Source organism: Acidobacteriota bacterium, from assembly GCA_035471785.1.
Lineage (GTDB): Bacteria > Acidobacteriota > UBA6911 > RPQK01 > DATIPO01 > JANQFM01.
Window position 1 is genome coordinate 1 of sequence record DATIPQ010000008.1, and the last position, 20,401, is coordinate 20,401.

Consider the following 20,401-nt stretch of genomic DNA (forward strand, 5'->3'; position numbering starts at 1 on the left):
GGAAAGGATTGTCGGCAGGTGGGAGGCGCATCCTTGCGGCGATCCCCACCGGAGTCCCCGGAAGCCGCTGTGCTGACTCCTGCGTGACCTCGAAGCCTAGAGGTGCCTAGTGCAGTGCGTCAGAAGTTTTGAAGCCACCCAGTGGTCCCACGCGTTCGCACATTTGCCGTCTGAAACCCAGGGTGGCGCCGCCGTCTCGCTTGCGCTCGCCGGGGCTGACCCTGGGCTGGCGAATCGCTCGCCTTCAGCGAGCCCGGACTTGGCTTCTAACACAGTCGCTGGGCTGGCGCATCTGTCCCTACCAGGGACAACAAACGGCGGCACTGGCTCAGAACTTATGACCGGCAGCACTAGAGGTGCGAGTCGAAGTCCTGCGCTTCCAGCATGCGGACGATTTCCTTGACCTCCTCGCTGCGCTCGGCGTCGCAGATGAGCAGCGCGTCGGGGGTGTCCACCACGATCAGTCCTCGCACCCCCACCAGCGCCGTCAGCTTCTTCTCGTCCGCCGTTCGGGAGAGCACCAGGACGTCACGGCTGCCTTGAGCCAGCAGCGGCCGGTCCGAGGCCAATCCCGATTCATCGGCAGGCCACAGTTGCTGCAGGCTGCGCCATCCGCCTACGTCACTCCAGCCCAGCGAACAGGGCAGTCCGGCCACCTTGTCGGCCTTTTCCATCACCCCGAAGTCGACCGAGATGGATTGCAGGGCGGGGAAGACCTCTTCAAGGACCTCCTCCCGGAAGTCCCGGCTGGCGATCCTCTGCAATCCCTCCAGCATGCGGGGCAGGTGATGGCCGATCTCCTCCAGAAGCCGCTCGGGTTTCCACACGAACATGCCGCTGTTCCAGTCGTAGCCTCCCTGGGCCAGAAAGTCCCGGGCTTTCTCGGGGGGAGGCTTTTCCACGAAGCGCCGGATGCGGTAGGCGGTCTGTCCGTGGAAGCGCCCGATTTGGGAACCGCGCTGCAGGTACCCGTAGCCGGTGGACGGGAAGGTGGGCCGGATGCCGAAGGTGACCAGCCAATCCTGGCGGGCCAGTTGCTCGGCGGCTTGCAGTGCTTGGTGGAAGGCCCCGACCTGGCTGATGAGATGGTCGGAGGGCAGCAGGGCCATCACCTCTCCCGGGTGGCGGGCGGCGATGCAGGCGGCGGCCAGTCCGGCGCAGGGTGCGGTGTTGCGTCCGCTCGGCTCCAGGAGCAGGTTCTCAGGGGGCAAGTCAGGCAATTGACTGCGCACGGTGCGGGCGTAGTCGCGTCCGCACACCACGTAGATGTCTTGGGGACCGGCCAGCGGACGCAGGCGCGCCGCCGTGCGCTGCAACAGGGTGCCTGAAGCGCCCTCGCCACCTTGCTGGTCCGAAGTGCTGAAGAGGTCCAGGAACTGTTTGGGCCGGGCCTTGCGGCTCAGGGGCCAGAAGCGCGTCCCGCGTCCGCCTGCCATAATCACTGCTTTCATGCTGCAACTCTACCAGTTGGCGGCATCGTGCATGAAGGGGCGGCCATGGGGAGAGCGGCTTGCGTCAGCGTCCTACTTGCAGACGGCTGGCCAGCAAGGAAGGCAAACCCGCCTTGAGGATTTTCTGGGCTGCTGCCTCGATGTCGTACTCGAACTTGATGAAGCGCAAGGTCTTCTCCTCGCGGTCCAGCAATCCGAAACAGCCGCGCGAGTCCCCGTCTCGGGGCTGGCCAACCGATCCGGGATTGATGAAATAGCGTTCGTCGTCCTGGATTTGGACGGTGCAGGAATCGGTGATGTGGAAGGCCTGCCGCCGTCCGCCGCGGCTGCGGTAGAGCATGGGAACGTGAGTGTGTCCGAAGAGGCAGACCGGGTCTCGCAGCGAGTCCATCTGGGGCCACACTTGTTCCTGGTCGAGCAAGTACTCGTCTTCGTCCCAGGGGGAGCCGTGGCTGAGCGTCCAGCCCTCGACCCGCTTGGGACCTTGAGGCAGATCCAGCAGGTAATCGCGTGTTTCTCGGCCGATCTGCCCGCGTGTCCAAAGGGCCGCATCGCGTGCCAGATCAGAGAAGCGGGAAACGTCTTCGAGTCCGCAGCACACCTTGTCGTGGTTGCCGCGCACGATGTGGGCGGGTTGCAGTTCGCGCACCCGCTTCACCACCGCTTCGGGATCGGCGCCGTAGCCCACCAGATCTCCCAACACCCAGACCTCTTGGAAACTGGACTGCTGCAGGGCGGCATCCAAGGCTTCGAGGTTGGAATGGATGTCTGACAGAATGAGCGTTTTCATAACAAACGGCGGCACTCGAGGGAGCCGGACTCCGCCTTGGCAGGCGCCTCGCCATCCTACACCGCGCCGGCGGCCCGCACCAAGCGGTCGCCGACTCGAACCTCACGGCTCTTTGTTATAGAATCCGCCACGAGCGCGGCTCGCCGCCGCGCCGACGGAAAGGAGACTCGACACATGCCGACTAAGATCGCCATTAACGGCTTTGGGCGTATAGGAAGAAATGTGCTCCGCGCCATGTTGGAGCGCGGCAGCGACCTGCAGGTCGTAGCCATCAATGATATCACCGATTCGGGCACCCTGGCCCATCTTCTCAAGTACGATTCAGTCTACGGACCCATCGGCAGCGACATCGGTCATTCCGAGGGCAGCCTGACGGTGGACGGATCCCGGATACGCGTCTTTTCAGAGCGCGACCCGGCCCAGATTGCCTGGAGCGAGGTGGGCGCCCAATTGGTGGTGGAATCCACCGGCCTTTTCCGCAAGCGAGAGGACGCCGCCAAGCACCTGGGCGGAAGCGTCAAGAAGGTCATCATCTCGGCTCCCGCCAAGGGGCCCGACGCCACGCTGGCCATGGGGGTCAATCACCAGAGTTATGATCCCCATACTCACCACATCGTCTCCAACGCGAGTTGTACCACCAACTGCCTGGCTCCCGTAGCCAAAGTGCTGCATCAATCCTTCGGCATCGAGAAAGGGCTGATGACCACCGTCCACAGCTATACCGGCGATCAGCGCCTGCTCGACGCGCCCCACAAGGATCTGCGCCGGGCCCGCGCGGCGGCGCTTTCGATGATCCCCACCACCACCGGCGCCGCGGCCGCCGTCTCGCTGGTGCTGCCCGAAGTGGAGGGCCGTCTGGACGGCTACGCCGTGCGCGTGCCCACTCCCACCGGATCGATCGTCGACTTGGTGGCCACCCTGGAGCGGGAGGTGAGCCTGGACGAGGTCAAGCAGGCTTTCATCACCGCCTCGCAAGGCGATCTCAAGGGCGTCCTCCAGTACACCGAGGAAGAGCTGGTTTCGGTCGACTACCAGAAAAACCCCCACTCCGCCATCGTCGACGGCCCCTTCCTCAAGGTCATAGGCGGCAATATGGTCAAAGTCCTGGCCTGGTACGACAACGAATGGGGCTATTCAAACCGCGTTGTCGACCTGGCGGAATACATGCTCAGCCGTTAAGCAAATGACGGTTCAGCGATGACCCCGATGGCCCCGGCGGGAGCGGTGACTTGTTCGGCCGCTCCCGCCGCGCTTTTTGTGAAAGGATCCCCATGCGACGCAGCATCATTGCCGGCAACTGGAAAATGCACAAGACGGGACGCGAAGCCGTCGATTTCGTGCGCGCTCTGGACGTCCTGATCGGGCGCAGCCCGGAGCCGGAAGTCCTGCTTTTTCCGTCTTTTACCGTCTTGTCCCGGGTGCGCCAGGCCGTGGTCGGCACTTCTATCGGCATGGGAGCTCAGAACCTCCACCACCAAGATCAAGGCGCTTTCACTGGAGAGATTTCAGCCGCCATGCTCGAGGACTGCGGCTGCACTCACGTGCTCATCGGACATTCCGAGCGCCGCATGCTCTTCGGCGAGGACGACAAGCTGCTCAACCGCAAGTTGCGCAAGGTTTCCACCACCTCGCTGACCCCGGTCCTGTGCGTGGGCGAACAGCTTGAGCAACGCGAGCAAGGACGCTCCCAGGAGGTGGTCTTGGGCCAGCTCCAGCAGGGCTGTGACGGATTGACAGGCCAGGAGATCTCCCGTATCATCGTCGCTTACGAACCGGTGTGGGCGATCGGTACGGGCAAGACTGCCACGCCTGAAATTGCCCAGGAGATGCACGCGGCTATCCGCGGTTGGTTCCGTGACCGGTTCTCCTCCAGCGTTGGCGAGGGTCTGCGCATTCTCTATGGAGGCAGCGTCAAACCCGGCAACGCCTCGGGCCTGATGGAAAAACCGGATATCGACGGCGCCCTGGTGGGCGGAGCCAGTTTGCAGGCTGATTCCTTCGCCGCCATCGTCGACTACGGCAAGCAGGCCTGACGGGGGATAGCAAGCTGGACAGAAGAAGATGATTTATTACGGGCTATTGCTCTTCCATATTATCGCAGCCTTGATCTTGATCCTGGTGGTGTTGTTGCAGTCGGGCAAGGCCGGTGACCTGGCTTCCGCTTTTGGCGGCTCGGCCAGTCAAACGGCTTTTGGAGCCCGGGGCGGCGCGACCATGCTGAGCAAGGCGACTACTATAGCCGCCGTGGTCTTCATGGTAACCAGCCTGGGGCTTTCGATCACATCGACGGATGACCATGAATCCATCGTGCCAGAAGCTCCGATACCCCTGACCGATCAAGCCCAGCCCGTGTCGGAGGACACCGAACCGGTTGCCAGCCCCGAGGAGCCGGACTCGCCGGGCGGCACGGAAGGCTCGGGAGAGACTTCTCCGCCGCCCTCCCAAGAAGGCTCGGGCACGGAAGGCCAGGGCGGATCCTCCCAGGACGGCACTTAGAGCCGTTTGCATGCAGCCGATTCTTGAAAATGCCGGAGTGGTGGAACTGGTAGACACGCTATCTTGAGGGGGTAGTGCCTTACCACAGGCGTGCGGGTTCGAGTCCCGCCTCCGGCACCATCAGACGCCCGCGGCTTCCTCGTCCCGCCAGCCATCCTTTCCTTGCATTGGATTCAGTTCAAGTTTTTCTTGACCGCCTTGTTCTACCGCCCTATCCTTGGTCAAGCAGTCGTTTGTCGTCATCGTTACAGCTTTGAAGGTCAGGAGGTTTCATGGGCGGAAATCAGCTCCCCAACACCACTCCCCCACAGGAAGTGAACGTACGTCTACGCTACAGCACCGCCCTGGAGCTGCTGCAGGCTTTGGCCGTGGCAGTGGGCGCCGAAGTCTCCATCAAAAAGCGTCCTAAGAAGGGCGGCAAGGGCAGCGGCAAGAAAGCTTCCAAGTCCAGCGCCAAGTCCAGCGCTAAAGCTGCTCCAAAGACCAAGAGCGTGCTCAAGTCACGGAGCAAGAGCAGCTAAGTGCCGCAGTTGGGAACAAGAGGGCTGGTTCCCGGGAGGTGGATGCGGCGCATCGACGCCGTGGCCCGTCAGCGTCAATGGTGCCAAGAAGAGGCGCTGCGCCTGGTGGCATGGGGGCAGGATTCCGGCTCAGCCTGGAAAGACCGCTGTCTGGCCGCCTTCCTGCTGGAGATGCTGGTCGAGAATTTGCCCCTGGACGACCGCTCCTGCCTGGGACCCTTTTTCCATAGCCTGGGGTTGGCTTCCGATGCCCGCGAGACCTTGCTCGACGGCGACCTCGGGAGGCAGGGATTCTCTAGCCGAGATCTATTCGAAGTGGCTCAGCAGATGCAGATGCGCCTGAGCCGTCACCGCGCTCTCCACGCGGCCTTGCGGCGCGCCCCCCACGATCCGCGTGCGCTGTCCTTGCTTTCAGGCTTGCTGGACAGCGAATGGCGCCTGCAGATGGCTCGCTTTCTCATTCCCCCTCAGGCGGTTGTCGAACGCATCCGTCAGCACACGCGCACCTCCTGCGGACTGCTGGATATAGATGTCGACGAACATCCCTTCTTCCAGGCTGAGGCAAGCCGCGCCCACAGGAGGCTGCCGGCTTACGAGGCGGCCATCGTGGACGGATTGCTGGAGCAAGGCGAGATCTGGTGGGTCGATGACGACACTCCCTCTCGGCTGGGGTCTCTGGTGGAGTACCCCCTGGGCTCCATCGTCTTGATCGTGCGTCCACCGGGCAGCGACGTGGAGTTGGAACTCAAGCGTGCCGGACGCCGAGGTCCCAATCCGCTGCGCGTCTTCTTCAGCCGCGAGGGACGCCAGATCCCCAAGTCCCATCGGCTCGATTGCGGGGCTCCCAGCCGCCAGTTGCGCTTCGAAGCCGGCGCCGCCACGGCGCTGAGCCGCCTTTATCGCCTCAGCCAGGGCCGCGAGGCTCCCCTCGGCCTGCCCCTCTCGCTTCGCTCAGTGCATTCCGTGCCGGCCCCGGCCGGAGGCGAAACGCTGTTGCTGGCCTATTTGAGCGATCCTGTGCGTTACGGCCCCTCCTTTGACCTTCTTCAGGAGCAGCTTGAGGAAGTGCTGCAAGCCTATGAGCGGGAAGACGATTGGGAACCCCCTCCCCTGGGGGGCGACATCGGACGCGCCACCCTCTTCCTGACCCAGTCGGCCCCCGGACAAATGCTGCTCTGCGGGACCTCATCCTTCCGCCTCGACCGCCTGGCCGCCTACCTGCAGGAAGACGGCTACCGGGAATACCGCCGCCAACTGGGAGGGGAGCATACGGGAGGGGAAGAGGCCTTCCAGGACTTGCTGCTGGAGTGCCTGCTGGGCCAGTGGAGCGAACCCGCGTCCCCTTCGCCAAAGTGCGGACGCATCGCCGCCGTCCTGCGCGCCAACCGGGCCAAGGCTGATGCGCTCTATGTGCAATTCATGCGTCAGGCCGCCCGCGTCTGGGGCTGCGTGTTGGGCGTGCGAGGGACGGCCTCGGGCGAGTCCTTCGTGGTGCGCAATGTGGGCCTGCGCAGCTTCTGGAGCGGCGGCCAGAGACGCCTGGAGCTGGTCTTTCTCGACCACGACGCCCTCAACCTGATTGCTCCCGATGAGGAGTTCTACTCGCCCTCGAGAGTCTTCCGCAACACCTACCTCGACTGGAAAGCGCTTCTGGGAGGTCCCCTGGGAATCACCAACTGGTTGCCCGAATCGCGCCAGCCCCTCCAGCACCTGGAGGGACTGAAGGGCTATCTGGAGCGGATCTATCAAGTCGACCAGGCCACAGCGGCTCTGGGACTGGAGGCTTTCTACCGCAGCTTGGCCAAGTCCTACCGGCGTACTCAGCGGGCCGTGCAGGACGATCCGCTCCTGGGCGACATGTTCCATCCGGGCTTCCGCAGACACCTGCGCCAATGGGACCGCACGGCGCGCGGGTATCTGGCTGCGCAAGACGATCCTCAAGCTCTGGCCCGTTGGCGGGAGGCAACCCGCCGCCGGCTGCTGGGCGAGGGCTTCAGTGCCGACCTGGCCGAGGAGTACGTCAAGTGCCCGGCCCGCAGCGTGGCTTTCGTGCGCCGCTTCTCCTTCCTCTGGGAACCCTGACCTTGGTGAGGTCAGATTCCGTGGTATCCTTCTTTACTTCGTGTCTAGAGAGGCCTAAGCTGAATGTTCACACCAATTCCCAAGACCCTGGAAGAGCTCCGAGACGGACGCATGATCGTCTTGGTCGATGACGAAAACCGCGAGAATGAAGGTGACTTGGTGGTGGCTGCCGAGAAGGTCACTCCCGAGGTCATCAACTTCATGGCCATGTACGCGCGCGGACTGATTTGCCTGGCCATGACGCCCGAGAAGTGCGACCGACTGGGACTCCACTTGATGGCGCCCCAAAACGACTCCAAGTTCGGCACGGCCTTCACGGCTTCGATCGACGCCGCTCAGGGAGTGACCTCAGGCGTCTCGGCACAGGACCGGGCCCACACCATTCTCACTGCCGTCGACGACCAGTGCAGCGTCGAAGACCTGGCCTCGCCCGGGCACATCTTTCCGCTCCGGGCCCGCCGCGGGGGCGTGCTGGTGCGGGCCGGGCAGACCGAGGGTTCGGTCGACTTGGCCCGGCTGGCCGGGCTGCGAGCGGCCGGGGTCATCTGCGAGATCATGAATCCGGACGGAACCATGGCCCGCGTCCCCCAACTGATCGAGTTTTGCCACAAGCACGGACTGGCCCTGGCCTCGGTAGCCGACATCATCGAGTACCGCCGCCGCAGCGAGAGGCTGATCGAGAAGGTGGTCGATGTCGAAATGCCCACCGAATATGGGGACTTCCGCCTCCATTGCTACCGCTCCCAGATCGACGAGTACCTGCATCTGGCCATGACCTGCGGCGATGTGGGCGAGGGCAAGGTGCATGACGAACCCATCCTGGTGCGCGTCCACTCCGAGTGTCTGACGGGAGACATCTTCCACTCCCTCAGGTGCGATTGCGGGCCTCAGTTGGAAGGCTCCATGCGGCGCATCGCTGAGGCCGGTACCGGCGTGGTCCTCTACATCCGCCAGGAAGGCCGCGGCATCGGACTCATCAACAAGCTCAAAGCTTACGCCTTGCAGGAACAGGGTTTGGATACCGTGGAAGCCAATACCCGCCTGGGCCTGCCGGCCGACTTGAGAGAATATGGCATCGGGGCACAGATCCTGATCGATCTGGGCATCCGAAAGCTCCACCTGCTCACCAACAATCCCAAGAAGATCCGCGGCATCAGCGGGTACGGCCTGGAGGTCGTGGATCAAATCCCCATCGAGATTCCTCCCACCGCCCACAACCGCCGCTACTTGCGCGCCAAGCGCGACAAGCTGGGCCACCTCTTCGAAGAGATCAACGACGCCATCAGCGACTGAACTTGCTCCTCTCCCGTAGCGTGGAAGGCCCGGTCTTGCTAAGCTGGGCGCTCAGATTTTTCCAACAAGGGGAGGAGACCGATGACGAAGAAATGGATGGGGGCAGCGGCGCTTTTCCTGGCCCTGGCTTTGGCGCTTTCCTGCGCACAACCCACCGAGTACGACCTGATTATCCGCAACGGCGTCATCTACGACGGATTGGGCGGAGAGCCCTACAAAGGCGACGTTGCCTTCAACGGCGACCGCATCGCCGCGGTCGGCGACCTGGGCTCGGCCGTGGGCCTCGAAGAAGTGGACGCCCAGGGCAAGGCGGTGACGCCCGGCTTCATCAACATGCTCAGTTGGGCCACCGAGAGCCTGATCGTGGACGGACGCGCCATGAGCGACGTGCTGCAAGGGGTGACCCTCGAGGTCATGGGAGAGGGATGGTCGATGGGCCCCCTCAGCGAAACCATGAAAGAACAGGCTCGGGAGCAGCAAGGCGACATCAAGTACGACATCGAATGGACGAGCCTGGGCGAGTACCTGGAATACCTCGAGAACAAGGGCGTCTCGGTCAACGTGGCTTCCTACCTGGGAGCCACCACCTTGCGTATCCATGAGATCGGTTTCGAGGACCGTCCGCCCAGCGAGGAAGAACTGCAACGCATGCGCCAGTTGGTGCACCAGGCCATGCAGGAAGGCGCCTTGGGCATCGGCTCCTCGCTGATCTATGCTCCCGCTTTCTACGCCTCCACCGAAGAGCTGATCGAATTGTGCAAGGTGGCTTCCCAGTACGGCGGTAGCTACATCTCCCACATGCGCAGCGAAGGCAACCAGTTCCTGGAGGCGCTGGATGAAACGATGCGCATCGCCCGCCAGGCCGACATCGCCGCCGAGGTCTACCATCTCAAGGCGGCGGGCCGCGACAACTGGGAGAAGATGGATCAGGCCATCGCCAAGATCGAGCAGGCCCGTGCCCAAGGTTTGGAGATCCGCGCCGACATGTACACCTACACCGCGGGCGCTACCGGACTGGACGCCTCCATGCCTCCCTGGGTGCAGGAAGGCGGGCTGGATGACTGGATCGAGCGCCTCAAGGATCCCGCCACGCGCCGCCGCGTCATGGCCGAGATGACTACCCACACCGACGAATGGGAGAATCTCTTTCATGCCGCCGGCAGCGCCGAGAACCTTCTGCTGGTGGGATTCAAGAACGACGACCTCAAGCACCTGACGGGCAAGTCGCTGGCCGAGGTGGCGGAAATGCGCGGCACCTCTCCCGCCGAAACGGCCATGGACCTGGTCATCGAGGACGGCAGCCGGGTGGGGACGGTCTACTTCCTGATGCAGGAAGAAAACATCAAGAAGAAGATCGCCCAGCCTTGGGTGACGTTCGGCTCAGATGCCGAGGCCCCGGCGGCCGAAGGCGTCTTTCTCAAGTCCAGCACTCACCCCCGCGCCTACGGCAACTTCGCCCGTCTGCTGGGCAAATACGTGCGCGAGGAAAAGGTGATTCCGCTGCGCGAGGCCATTCGCCGTCTGACCTCCCTGCCCGCCGGGAACCTCAAGATCAAGCAACGCGGACAGTTGGCCGAGGGCTACTTCGCCGATGTGGTGGTGTTCGATCCCGAGGCCGTCATCGACAGGGCCACCTTTGCCCAACCTCACCAGTACGCCGAGGGCGTCATTCACGTCTTCGTCAATGGCGAGCAGGTGCTCGACAACGGCCAGCACACCGGCGCCACGCCCGGACGCGTGGTCAGGGGACCCGGCTACAAAGGATCGGAGGGAGAAAACTAGCAGTAGCGAGCGACCTCATACCGCCGAGAGCAATTGGGCCTTCACGGCGGTCGCTGGAACTTGAGCCGTGTGTGAACTTGTTGGCCACCGAGTGGCCGTAGTACAGCGCGTCAGAAGTTTTGAGCCACCCTGTCGCGTTATTCCAGGCTCTCAACGTTCGGACCTTTACCGTCTGATACCCAGGGTGGCGCCGCCGTCTCGCTTGCGTTCGCCGGGGCTGACCCTGGGCTGGCGAATCTGTCCCTTTCGGGGACAAGAAACGGAGGGCCCCTGGCTCAGAAGTTATGACCGGCAGCCCTAGAGTCTGACGCGCCCGCCTAGCGGACGCCCTCGGCGCCGTCGGCGTAGTATCCCTCGCGGTGGCGCAGACGCAGACCGCCCTTGTCCTTGAGCTTGACGCGGATCTTGCGGAAGGTGCCGTCTTTGGCGGTGTTGGTGGGATTGTAGACGAGCAGATACTGGCTGCGCAGTTCTTTGTTGATGTTCTCGAACGACTCTTCCAGCTTGCTCACCGAGTAGGGGAAGAGGGCCAGTCCGCCGGTGCTCTCGCTCATTTTCTCCAGGTTGTTCCATCCCTTCTTGCGCTGATCGGCGCCGAAGCGGTTGGTGCCGATGGCGTAGATGGCCACTTCGTTGCGCAAGGCCATCTCCAGGGTTTCCTGGCGCGAGTACCTGCTGTCGCGGTCGACTCCGTCGCTGATGAGGAGGATGACTTTGCGGTCTTGTCCGCGTCCATACGACATCTTGTCCAGGGAGACGCGGTAGACGGCGTCGAAGAGCGCCGTTCCGCCCCCGGCCTGAAGCCCGTCGATGGCCCGGGCGATCACCGAAGGACGGTCGGTGAAGTCCTGCAGCAGGTTGACTCCGCGATCGAATTCCACCAGCAGCGCCCGGTCGCCTGGCTGCATCAGGCTGAGCACGAACTGGCGCGCCGCTTCCTTCTCGAAGTCCAACTGGGTGCGGACGCTCTGGCTGGTATCCATGATCAGCGCCAGTTGCAGAGGGAGATCGGTGGGCCGGTCGAAGGTGGTGATCTCCTGCCGCTCGCCGTCCTCGTAAATCTCGAAGCGCTCCTTGGGCAGGTCGGTGATGAAGCGCCCCCGCTTGTCGGTGACCGTGACGATGACGTTGACGCGTTCAACCTCGACGCGGATCACTTGATCGTCCTGCTCCTGAGCGAGCAGAGCGGCCGGCACCACCGACAAGGCCAGAAGCGGCGGTATCAATGACTTCAGCATCCTAATACTCTACACGAAAGGCAGCCGCCTTCGCCCCTGGCCTGGAAACTTTGAAACTTGCGGCGGCAAATGGAATCTTTACTGAAGGTCGATGTCGCGAGAGATGACGCCGGCCGGCAGGTGGCAGCGTGAACAAGACGGTAGCGGGCAACGTAGTGTTGCCCGAGACTCAAGAAAAGCCGCCCATGTCCGAAAAGGGAGGTAGAGCAAGCGTTTTGAGGAGGGGCGAACGGCCGTCTGCTTGGCTTGCGTGGCGGGTGAATCGAGGAAATGTGATGAACTTCAAGCCTAATCTGATCACGCTCAACCACCTTGAATTCTTTTGCCAGCAGAACCAGCTCATGGTCAAGGGGCGCACTCGGGCCGGCAAGGAACTTTGGGTCAGCCCTCTGGGAGCTCATTCGGGCGACCTTTCTTATGAGCAGATCGACGAGGCTCTAGGAGGCATCTCGACCTTCGAGCTGCGTGAACTGCTGTCAAGCCCCGACACTTCCCGCGTATCCTACTTCGTCACCCGCAACGAGCTGGAACAGGAGCTCGACCACCTGATTCACTAACTCCTTTCCAGCCCACAGGATGCGGCTGCCCACATTGCTACTACAGGTCGGGTCGCTTACAATGGCGCGGCATGAGCGCTGACGACAAGGCACGAACCATCGATGCCATTCTTTACGGCCTGATCGAGCATTGGTACAAGCGGGTGGCCCCCAACTATGTCACCGAGAAAGACTCTCACGACCTGGGTTTAGAGCCCGAGATCAAGCGTTTTCACGAGCCTGCAAAGCACCGCATCAAATTTGCCCGGCCCAATGAGCTGGACGTCACCTACGGGCTGGAGGTGCGAGAGCGGCACGGGCTCATCTTCATCGTCGCCAGCGTCAACAACAAGTCCACCGGCTTCGACTACCGCAGCTATGTCGACCGCCTTCAGAAGTACTACTGGCGCGCCCGCAGCGAAAAGCCCTGGACCGAGCCCGAGGTCGATCACTACGCCTTTTCCGACCTGCTGGCTTTCGAGCCGGTGCTGGACAAGTCGGTGCGAGTCGAATCGCGCGTCCGCAGGGCCGATATCGTGCATTCCGATTTCGAGGTGACGGAGAAGGGCGGCGATCTGCTGGAGGAACGGGACGACCTCTTCGCCGACCTGGTCGACGAGTACTGTCTGGCGCCCATGAAACGCATCTACGCCGAGTGCTATCGCGAGAGCGAGAGTGACTGATTGAACTCGCCTGACCCGGCTTGCATCCAACTTTGCAACTCATGCATTCCAGGACACTTGCATTGGCGTTGTGGACGTGGGCCAGTCTCGTTGCTTGGACTTTGGCTGACGATTCCGGGGAACTGAGCTTTGAGGGCGTAGAATCGATTCCCTATCAGGAACTGATCAGCCACCTGAAAGAAAAGGGATTCGACCCGCAGGCGCCGCAGGCCTTGAGCGAGCGCGACTGGGAGCGGGGCGAACGTTTGCTGCGCCACTACTACCAGGATCAAGGCTTTCCCCTGGCCCGCGTCGAGCGCACTACAACGGGCAGGGCGGGATTTCGAATCATCGAGGGTCCTAGGGCCGAACTGGGGTGGGTCGACTTCCAGGGCAACCAATTCTTCAGCGGCGATGAACTGGCCCGAGTGTTGGACGTCTCAGGCCGTCTCGACTTCAACCGCCTGGAGGAGCGCCTGGAAAAAGTGCGGGAGCACTACCGGGATGCCGGCTTCCCCCTGGCCACAGTCGAACGCGCTTCGCTGCAGGTGCAGGAGACCCGGGAGCGCAGTTTCTTTCCCTTGCCCTTTCAGAGCGTTTCGCGCCTGCGCATCCGTTTGAAGATCGAGGTCGAAGAAGGCGGCCGGTTCCGCTTCGGGCGATGGGATTGCCCGCAGGAACTGTCCGCGCTGCAACTTCCTCAACCGGTGGAAGGCGAGTTTTACAGTGAACGGCTTCTGCTGGAATTTCGCGCCCGGGCCGGGAAGCACTTCGCCTCCCAGGGACGCCTGATCCGAGAATTGCAGATCCTCCAGCGCTTCGATCAGGATGCGCTTGAGGTTGACCACCGGGTGGTCTTTTCCCTCTACCCTCCACTCGACGTCCGCTTCATCCGCCTGCAAGGACACCACAATTATCCCGACCGTTTCTACCGGCGGGAGTTGCGGTTGGAAGAGAGCCGCCCTTTCGATCCGCGCCTTTTGGCCCGCAGCCTTTCCAACCTCAACTCCACCGGGGTGCTCAAACGCCCGCTGACCGATCAGGACGTGGAGCTGGTCATCCATGAGCCCCAGGCGATGGTCGACGTGGTCATCTCCCTCGAGGAAAAGAAGCCGCGCGGTTTCTTCTACTCGCTCAGCCGCAACGATCTGGGCGGATTGCAGGTGGGTCTGGTCTTCACTTTGGCCAACTGGCTGGGCTTGGGCGAGGAACTGGGTTTGAACGTCGAGCATGGCGGCGGCACCACCGGCGCCGCGCTGGGGATCGCTTCGCGCTACCTGCTGGGGACCGACGTTCCCTTGCGCTTCGCTCTGCGTTTTTTTCGCCGCCACACCGGATTTCGCCTCTCCGGCGTGGACGAACGGGTTGAGGACGTCTTCCGCTCCAAGGAAACCGGCTTCACCGGACTGGCAGCTTACCGCGTCCGCCATGGACAGGAAACGGGAAGCGAGTACAGCCTTTCCTGGTTGCAGCGTCCCCAGCAGGAACCGGCCCGCCGGGTTGTGCTGCGTCCTTTCTGGACCTGGGGCCGCGAGGACGAGCTCGTCGGGGGCCAGTCGCTCAAGGTGTCCAGCCGCTTCTCCTTTTTTGACGATCCCTCCCAGGCCTGGAACTGGAGTCCTCGTCTGGAATATCGCCGTGAGGGCAGGGAAGAGCCGCTGCAAAGAGGCTTCGCCTTTCGCTTTCAAGCCCAGTACTCGCACTTCGGGTCTGGAAGCCAGTTGCTCTCCGAGCGTCTCTTTACCGATTCCGACACCGCGCGGGGATTCTCGGGCACCACCTCGGGTCCCTGGCGTCGTGAAAAGGAGGGACTGCGTCCGCTGGGAGGAGACGCCCTGTTGGGCCTCAATAGCGAGTATCAGGTGCCGCTCACCCGCAATGTATCGGTGTCGCCCTTTTTCGACACCGCCATCAACTTCTCCACTCGAAGTCCGCAAGGATTCCGGGTGGTGGAGTCGACCAATCGAATCTTGAGGGCCTCTCTGGGAAGCGAGTTGCGAGTCGACCTTCCCGCCCAATTGCCTCAGCTTCGCCTCATCGCTGCCTGGAACCCCCTGCGCATGCAGGACGTCCTCAGCCAGGGCCCCTCGGGACTGGCCCGCCTGCGCGATCCCCGCGCCAGCCTGCGCCTGGCTTTCGATCCCGTCTTCTGAGGCGACCGCGCCCTGATCGTCCTCAAACACATTCCATTGGACGTCACGCGGCATGGGAGCGGCCCGTGGCATTCATGAGAATCGCCGCAAGGATGCGCCTCCCCACCATCCGTGCATCGGTTCGCTCTTCCAGCGCACTTAGGCGGCTGGGCCCTCAGCAATTGGGTTGCGACGGTGCAGGTTTGAACCGCGACGGGAGGTCGCTTCATCCAAATAGAGTGGAGGTGACGGATGAATACGGCTCGATGGATACTTTTCTCCCTGACATTCTTCCTGTTTTTCGGACTCGCTTCACAGGCCCGCCACTATCCGCTGGTGGGCGTGGTCACCGACCACTACGACCTGACCTACCGCGACCTGGACCGCCTCGAATACGAGTTCGATCATTGGGCCCGGCGCAGCCATTCCCATCTCCAATTCCGCTACGCCAAACAACGCCGCCATTACCGTCCCCGCAGCGGCTACGGCTATAACCGGGGCTACCGCGACCGCTATCATGATTGGGACTACACGCTGCATCTGGACGTGGACCGCGGCTACTACGGGCGCTGCGGATCTTACCGCCTGCACTATGATTGGTATGTCGTCGACCACTACAACCGGGTCATCAGGCGGGGACACGCCCACCACGTCAGGCATCTGGCCCGAGACGTGGTCAGGGTCATCGACCGCCACTGGCGCTGACCGGGCTGCCGTCGCCGCGGGGGCGTCAACCACTTGAACGGGCAGGGGTTGAATTTCGTGGGCCCCTGCACGTATCTTGAGACGTGATGCAGGTTTGTCCACAAGCGCCCACCCCCAAAAAGCAAGAAGCCCTGGGACGACAGGTGCTGATCGACCTCTACGGATGTCCGGCCGACCTGCTGGACGACGTCAAGCGGGTTGAGAACGCCTTGGTGCAGGCCGCCCGAAGCTGCGGCGCCAGGGTGGTAGAAACGGTGCTTCACCGCTTCAGTCCGCAGGGCGTGAGCGGAGTGGTGGTGATCGCCGAAAGTCACTTGGCCGTCCACACCTGGCCCGAGCAGGGCTACGCCGCGCTGGACGTCTTCACCTGCGGCGACGTGCTCTCTCCCCAGGAACTGACCGAGGCTCTGGGGACTTTGTTCGCCGCCCACAACTCCCGCTCCCGCGTCATTCAGCGCGGGCTTCAACCCCACGCCCATGCGCCAAGTCCAAGGGAAAGCTAAGCGCCGCAATCCAGACTTGGAAGTTGGCCGCTGGGGAGAGAGTTTTGACCGGCTGTCCTAGCCTCTGATGCGCTTCTCGTTGAAAAGCAAGGCGAAGGCCGCGGCCACGGCGCCGGCCATGATGGCGGGCTGGATCCAGATGTCCGTCCATTGGTGGCCGCTCACCTCTCCGTTAAGCAACACCTCGTTGCCTTGCACGATGCGGCCCGACACCCAGGCTCCTATGACCATGCCCACTCCGTAGGTGATCAGCGTAATGAATCCCTGGGCGCTGGAGCGCAGCCCGGGAGGAGCCTTCTTGTCGACGTAGATCTGGCCGGTAACAAAGAAAAAGTCATAGCAGACGCCATGCAGGATAATGCCCAAATAGAGCATCCACACCAGGGCGTCGTTGTTGCCGAAGGCGAAGAGCACATAGCGGGCGGTCCAGGCCAGCATTCCCACCAGCAGCATGTACTTGACGCCCAAGCGGCGGAAGAAGAAGGGCATGACCAGCATGAAGACGATCTCGGAGCCTTGTCCCAGCGTCATCTTGGCGGCCACCGCCTGCATCCCGCTCTCGTTGAGGAAGAGGTTGGTGAAGTTGTAGTAGAAGGCCAGGGGAATGGAAATCAGCAGCGAACTGACGATGAAGACGGCGAAGGGGCGTTCTTTCATCAGGCGCAGGGCGTCCAGCCCCAACACCTCGGCCACGCTCACCGACTTGCCCGCTGAAGCGGGCGGCGTGTGGGGCAGCGAAAAGGAATAGAGGGCCAGCAGGGCCGAGGCGCCGGCCGCCAGCCGCATGGGCGTCGAGGTGGCTTCGATGCCCTCCAGCCCGAAGCCTTCCATGGTGGAGATGATGATCCCGGCTACGATCCAACCGATGGTGCCCAGGACGCGGATGGAGGGGAACTCTTTTTCCGGCTCCTTCATCTGGTAGAAGGAGATGGCGTTGACCAGGGCCAGCGTGGGCATGTAGCAGAGGGCATATCCCAGCAGCACCCAGAAGAAGAACCCCGCATCGGTGACGGTGGAAGCGTAGTAAAGCAGCGCCGCGCCCAGCAAGTGCAGCACTCCCATGACCTTCTGGGCGGCGAAGTATCGGTCGGCCACCAGTCCCACGAAGAAGGGCGAGAGGATGGCGGCCCAGGCCGTGGTGCTGTAGGCGCGGCTGATTTCGGTTCCCTGGAAGCCTATCTCGTTGAGGTAGGTGCCCATGGTCACCGACCAGGCTCCCCAGATAAAGAACTCCAGGAACATCATTGCGCTCAAGCGCATGCGCAGCGTTATTTCCATGGCGCCGGATTATATAGCCCCCGCCAGGCGTCGAAAAGTGGTGCGCCAAGTCTAAGGCAAGGGGACCGGGCTGATGCTGGTGAAGTCTCCTGCGGCGCTTCCCAGTTCCAGGGCGATGACGGCCAGGGCGTGGACGTCGGCCTCGATTTCAAGGGTCCCTTCGAACTCTTCAGGAAGCTCGAAGAACTCGTCGATGAATTGGGAAATGCGTTGGTTGGCCTGCACGCGGAACTCGGTTTCGGCACCCGGCACCGGCATTCCTTCAGCGTCGAGCACGCTGAGCCGCACGTTGGTGGCCGCAGTGCGCAGGTTGCGCAGGGCCACTCCGGTGCGGATCGTAAGCAGGGCCGATTGACGCACGGGCACCCGGGCCCGCTTCAGCACCTCTCCCGTACCTACTGCGGCTGATCCAGGCGCCAGGCTGTAGCGGGCTTGCGCTCCCAAGGGTCGGTCGGAGAGCACCGAAAGCGAACCCAGGAACAGGTCATCCCCTTGCGGCGAGGTGGTGAGGGTAATCGAACCGTCGGGAGGAATGACCAGTCCTTCGGCCAATGGCAAGTCCGGTGCCGCCGCAGGCGCATCTGTCAACTCCATCCCGTTGACGTCGAAGAGCCGCAGCGCCGCGCCGGCGCTTTCGGACGATAAGTTGAAGAGAGTCAATCGCGTCGAAAACCCGGCACCTCCCCCGAACTGGGCCAAGTGGACCTCGGGCACGAAGAGCGCGGCGGTGCCGAACGATTGGGCCTCCTGCCGCGTGTTTGCGAAAATCTGCGAACGGCCGGTCACAGTGTCCACAACCGTGATCTCGTAGGCAACGTCGGTAAGCCCTCCAAAGAAGAACCAGAAATTGCCGTTTGCCGAGCGGCCGTCTTCGATCCTGACCAGAACTTCGAGGTTAGACTCGGCGAAGAACGTCAGAGCGCCGCTTCGATCGGTCAGGAAGACGGCGTTGGCCTCACCTAAGTTGATGTCGTCAGCCCGCCAGTTGGCCCTCACCTGAAAGCGGCCCTCCAGCAGGCAAAGCGTCTGATCGTCGGGTAAGCAGGAACTGGCCAGGGACGCGATAACCGGGGCGGGAAAGATGGCACCCTTCGGATGCAGTTTCGCCGCCGCCGAGGGCGGCGGGCTGGGGATGGCCGCAGTGTCCTGAATGGTTGCGAACTCACCCGCCTGGTTGAGGTAGCTGACCTCCTGGCCAGTCATTTCGTCGCGCACCGTCATCTCGAACTCGAAGTTGCTGGTGGAGGCGGCGAAGACCCAGAAGTGGCCGGTTATGTTCCTCCCGTCGAGGACCTTGACGATCAGGCTGAGATCCCCTTCGTCGACAAACCAGAAAAATCCCGTGTCCTCGTTATGCTTGACGGCTTGCCCCATCCCCGCGGCGTCCGCCGCTGCCAGCGACAATTCATTGCCGGGAAAGTTGGAGAACTCAACCTCGACCGAGAAACGGTCGCCCGCTCCCAGGCAAAGCCGCGTAGGCGCAGTCGAGCAGGCCGTGCCTGCCAGCAGCGTATTTTGAGTAAAACAAAATAGTGCAACCAGATAAATTGAAAACAGATTCTTGTAACTTTTTGGCATGGAGGGATTATCGGTCGATTGGGGCCCTTTGTCCAGTCGTCTCAGGGTGCAGCCAGGTGGCGGAGGATGGTGTCGATGACGAGTCGGGGGCGGTCGAGGGGTATCCAGTGGGAGCTCTGGCTGGCATGGATGAAGCGTCCGCGGCGGGAGAGGCGGGCCAGGGCCTGCTGACGCGTCATCCAGAGCGGGTCTTCGTTGTCGGCGGCCAGCACCGATAGGGGGAGGTCGCCAAAATGCTCAATCGCCGCTACGCTGCGGGCGGCCTCGGGGACGCGGGCGATGGTGTCGGCCAGAGAGGCGTAGAAGTGAGGACGCGTCCAGAACCATCCGATGGGCTGGCGCAGGTCCTGGGGGAGTTGCTGCAGTGGAGCCAGCAGACGTTCCTGGGCCTGGCGCGGTATGCCGATTCCCAGCCATGATCCGATGCTGCGGGCCTTGCCGCGGTTGCCGGCTCGGGCCAGTTGCACCACCAGCCGGGTCAGTCCCAGGTGGGCCAGCCAGCGCGCCCGCCGGGCCAGGCGCGCCCCGTGGGTGATCTTGCGGCGGTCAGGCGCCTTGAGGTCGATCCATTGCTGTTCGTCGGCGGCATCGAGCAGGATCAATCCGGCGGTTTGGGAGCCATGGCGGTGGGCGAAAGCGCGGGCGTTGAAAGCGCCGTAGGAGTGTCCCACCAGCAGATAGGGGGCCGGAAGACGCAAGGCTTGCAGCAGCCGGTGCAACTCGTCGACGGTGTTTTCCAGCGTCCGCGGGCTTGGCGAGGGATCGCTCCACCCGCTTCCCGCCCGGTCGTAGCTGAGGGTGTGGGCGTGCTTGGCGACTTCAGGCTGCACCAGCGCCCAACTGATTGAGGAACTGGCCAGGGCTGAGTCGAAGACCACTGTAGGGGGCGTCGCCGCCGCATCAGCAGGACTCTTAACCAGAGCATGCAGCCGCCAGCCGCCGACATCCACCATTTGTCCCGGCGGCGGAAACCGCCGCGAGTCCATCCGCTCTCCCAGCCGCTGATAAACCAGTCCCACCCCCGCCAAAGCCGAAACCCCGGCAGCACCCGCCGTCACGATCTCCAACATCGCCATCCGCCCAGTCTATCGCGCTTTCCGCCCCTGCGACGTCCTGCGAAAGTACAAGCTTGCCCAAGCGCCGCTCTGTGGCGGCTGTATTACGATCTTTGAGACTAGGAAAGACCGAAAACCCAGGGATCCGCCCTTGCTGAGCTTCCGCTGGCAGCGGGCTCCTCCCTGGGCTGGAGGATCGCTCGCCTTCAGCGAGCCCGGACTTCTTTTGTCAGGTTGCAGGCCTCAGCGGCGGTAGATCACTTCGTAGGCCTGCCCGCCGCCCACGTGGGCGGCGTCGA

Annotated in this window: 18 protein-coding genes and 1 tRNA gene; 13 read left to right on the forward strand and 6 right to left on the reverse strand. The window is 62.8% G+C overall.

Annotated features, from left to right (window positions below; translation table 11 throughout):
• Window positions 1-350: 350 nt before the first annotated feature.
• Window positions 351-1,451 carry a mannose-1-phosphate guanylyltransferase gene (locus tag VLU25_01270; GenBank protein ID HSR66546.1) on the reverse strand — a complete coding sequence of 367 codons (1,101 nt, stop codon included), beginning with the start codon at window positions 1,449-1,451 and terminating at the stop codon, window positions 351-353.
• 64 nt (window positions 1,452-1,515) lie between these two features.
• A complete protein-coding gene (locus tag VLU25_01275; protein HSR66547.1) occupies window positions 1,516-2,241 on the reverse strand; it encodes a metallophosphoesterase family protein in 726 nt (241 codons plus the stop codon).
• A gap of 174 nt (window positions 2,242-2,415) precedes the next feature.
• On the opposite strand from VLU25_01275, the gene gap reads away from it, so the two are divergent.
• From gap to VLU25_01315, 8 genes are all read left to right on the forward strand, one after another.
• A complete protein-coding gene (gene gap / locus VLU25_01280; GenBank protein HSR66548.1) occupies window positions 2,416-3,420 on the forward strand; it encodes a type I glyceraldehyde-3-phosphate dehydrogenase in 1,005 nt (334 codons plus the stop codon).
• A gap of 92 nt (window positions 3,421-3,512) precedes the next feature.
• Window positions 3,513-4,274 carry a triose-phosphate isomerase gene (tpiA, locus tag VLU25_01285; protein HSR66549.1) on the forward strand — a complete coding sequence of 254 codons (762 nt, stop codon included), beginning with the start codon at window positions 3,513-3,515 and terminating at the stop codon, window positions 4,272-4,274.
• 28 nt (window positions 4,275-4,302) lie between these two features.
• A complete protein-coding gene (gene secG / locus VLU25_01290) occupies window positions 4,303-4,737 on the forward strand; it encodes a preprotein translocase subunit SecG (protein ID HSR66550.1) in 435 nt (144 codons plus the stop codon).
• A 31-nt stretch (window positions 4,738-4,768) separates the two neighbouring features.
• Window positions 4,769-4,857 (forward strand) — tRNA-Leu (locus VLU25_01295).
• Window positions 4,858-5,009: 152 nt separating this feature from the next.
• On the forward strand, window positions 5,010-5,258 hold the full coding sequence (locus VLU25_01300; GenBank protein ID HSR66551.1) for a hypothetical protein: 249 nt from the start codon (window positions 5,010-5,012) through the stop codon (window positions 5,256-5,258).
• 42 nt (window positions 5,259-5,300) lie between these two features.
• A complete protein-coding gene (locus tag VLU25_01305) occupies window positions 5,301-7,340 on the forward strand; it encodes a hypothetical protein (GenBank protein HSR66552.1) in 2,040 nt (679 codons plus the stop codon).
• Window positions 7,341-7,403: 63 nt separating this feature from the next.
• Window positions 7,404-8,633 carry a bifunctional 3,4-dihydroxy-2-butanone-4-phosphate synthase/GTP cyclohydrolase II gene (locus VLU25_01310; GenBank protein HSR66553.1) on the forward strand — a complete coding sequence of 410 codons (1,230 nt, stop codon included), beginning with the start codon at window positions 7,404-7,406 and terminating at the stop codon, window positions 8,631-8,633.
• A gap of 81 nt (window positions 8,634-8,714) precedes the next feature.
• Window positions 8,715-10,415, forward strand: a complete 1,701-nt coding sequence (locus VLU25_01315; protein HSR66554.1) for a D-aminoacylase — start codon at window positions 8,715-8,717, stop codon at window positions 10,413-10,415.
• Between the two features lie 317 nt (window positions 10,416-10,732).
• Here VLU25_01315 and VLU25_01320 read toward each other — a convergent pair whose 3' ends face one another.
• Window positions 10,733-11,653, reverse strand: a complete 921-nt coding sequence (locus tag VLU25_01320; protein ID HSR66555.1) for a VWA domain-containing protein — start codon at window positions 11,651-11,653, stop codon at window positions 10,733-10,735.
• A gap of 275 nt (window positions 11,654-11,928) precedes the next feature.
• Between VLU25_01320 and VLU25_01325 the strand changes: the two genes are divergently transcribed.
• The 5 genes from VLU25_01325 (at window position 11,929) to speD (ending at window position 16,191) form a co-directional block, all read left to right on the forward strand.
• The gene (locus VLU25_01325; GenBank protein HSR66556.1) at window positions 11,929-12,210 is read left to right on the forward strand and encodes a hypothetical protein; all 282 of its coding nucleotides are present in this window, start codon (window positions 11,929-11,931) and stop codon (window positions 12,208-12,210) included.
• Between the two features lie 71 nt (window positions 12,211-12,281).
• Complete coding sequence (locus VLU25_01330; protein ID HSR66557.1) at window positions 12,282-12,872, forward strand: hypothetical protein; 591 nt, start codon at window positions 12,282-12,284, stop codon at window positions 12,870-12,872.
• 101 nt (window positions 12,873-12,973) lie between these two features.
• Entirely contained in the window at window positions 12,974-15,004 is a 2,031-nt protein-coding gene (locus VLU25_01335) for a BamA/TamA family outer membrane protein (GenBank protein ID HSR66558.1), read from the forward strand.
• A gap of 231 nt (window positions 15,005-15,235) precedes the next feature.
• Window positions 15,236-15,688, forward strand: coding sequence for a hypothetical protein (locus VLU25_01340; protein ID HSR66559.1), 453 nt, complete (start codon window positions 15,236-15,238; stop codon window positions 15,686-15,688).
• A gap of 86 nt (window positions 15,689-15,774) precedes the next feature.
• Window positions 15,775-16,191 carry an adenosylmethionine decarboxylase gene (speD, locus tag VLU25_01345; protein HSR66560.1) on the forward strand — a complete coding sequence of 139 codons (417 nt, stop codon included), beginning with the start codon at window positions 15,775-15,777 and terminating at the stop codon, window positions 16,189-16,191.
• Window positions 16,192-16,248: 57 nt separating this feature from the next.
• On the opposite strand, the gene VLU25_01350 is transcribed toward speD, so the two are convergent.
• Genes VLU25_01350 through VLU25_01360 form a run of 3 tightly spaced genes read right to left on the reverse strand, consistent with a single transcriptional unit; the run spans window position 16,249 to window position 20,123 of the window.
• Complete coding sequence (locus VLU25_01350; protein ID HSR66561.1) at window positions 16,249-17,469, reverse strand: nucleoside permease; 1,221 nt, start codon at window positions 17,467-17,469, stop codon at window positions 16,249-16,251.
• Between the two features lie 51 nt (window positions 17,470-17,520).
• Entirely contained in the window at window positions 17,521-19,047 is a 1,527-nt protein-coding gene (locus VLU25_01355) for a hypothetical protein (protein ID HSR66562.1), read from the reverse strand.
• 41 nt (window positions 19,048-19,088) lie between these two features.
• Window positions 19,089-20,123 carry an alpha/beta hydrolase gene (locus VLU25_01360; protein ID HSR66563.1) on the reverse strand — a complete coding sequence of 345 codons (1,035 nt, stop codon included), beginning with the start codon at window positions 20,121-20,123 and terminating at the stop codon, window positions 19,089-19,091.
• Between the last annotated feature and the right edge of the window lie 278 nt (window positions 20,124-20,401).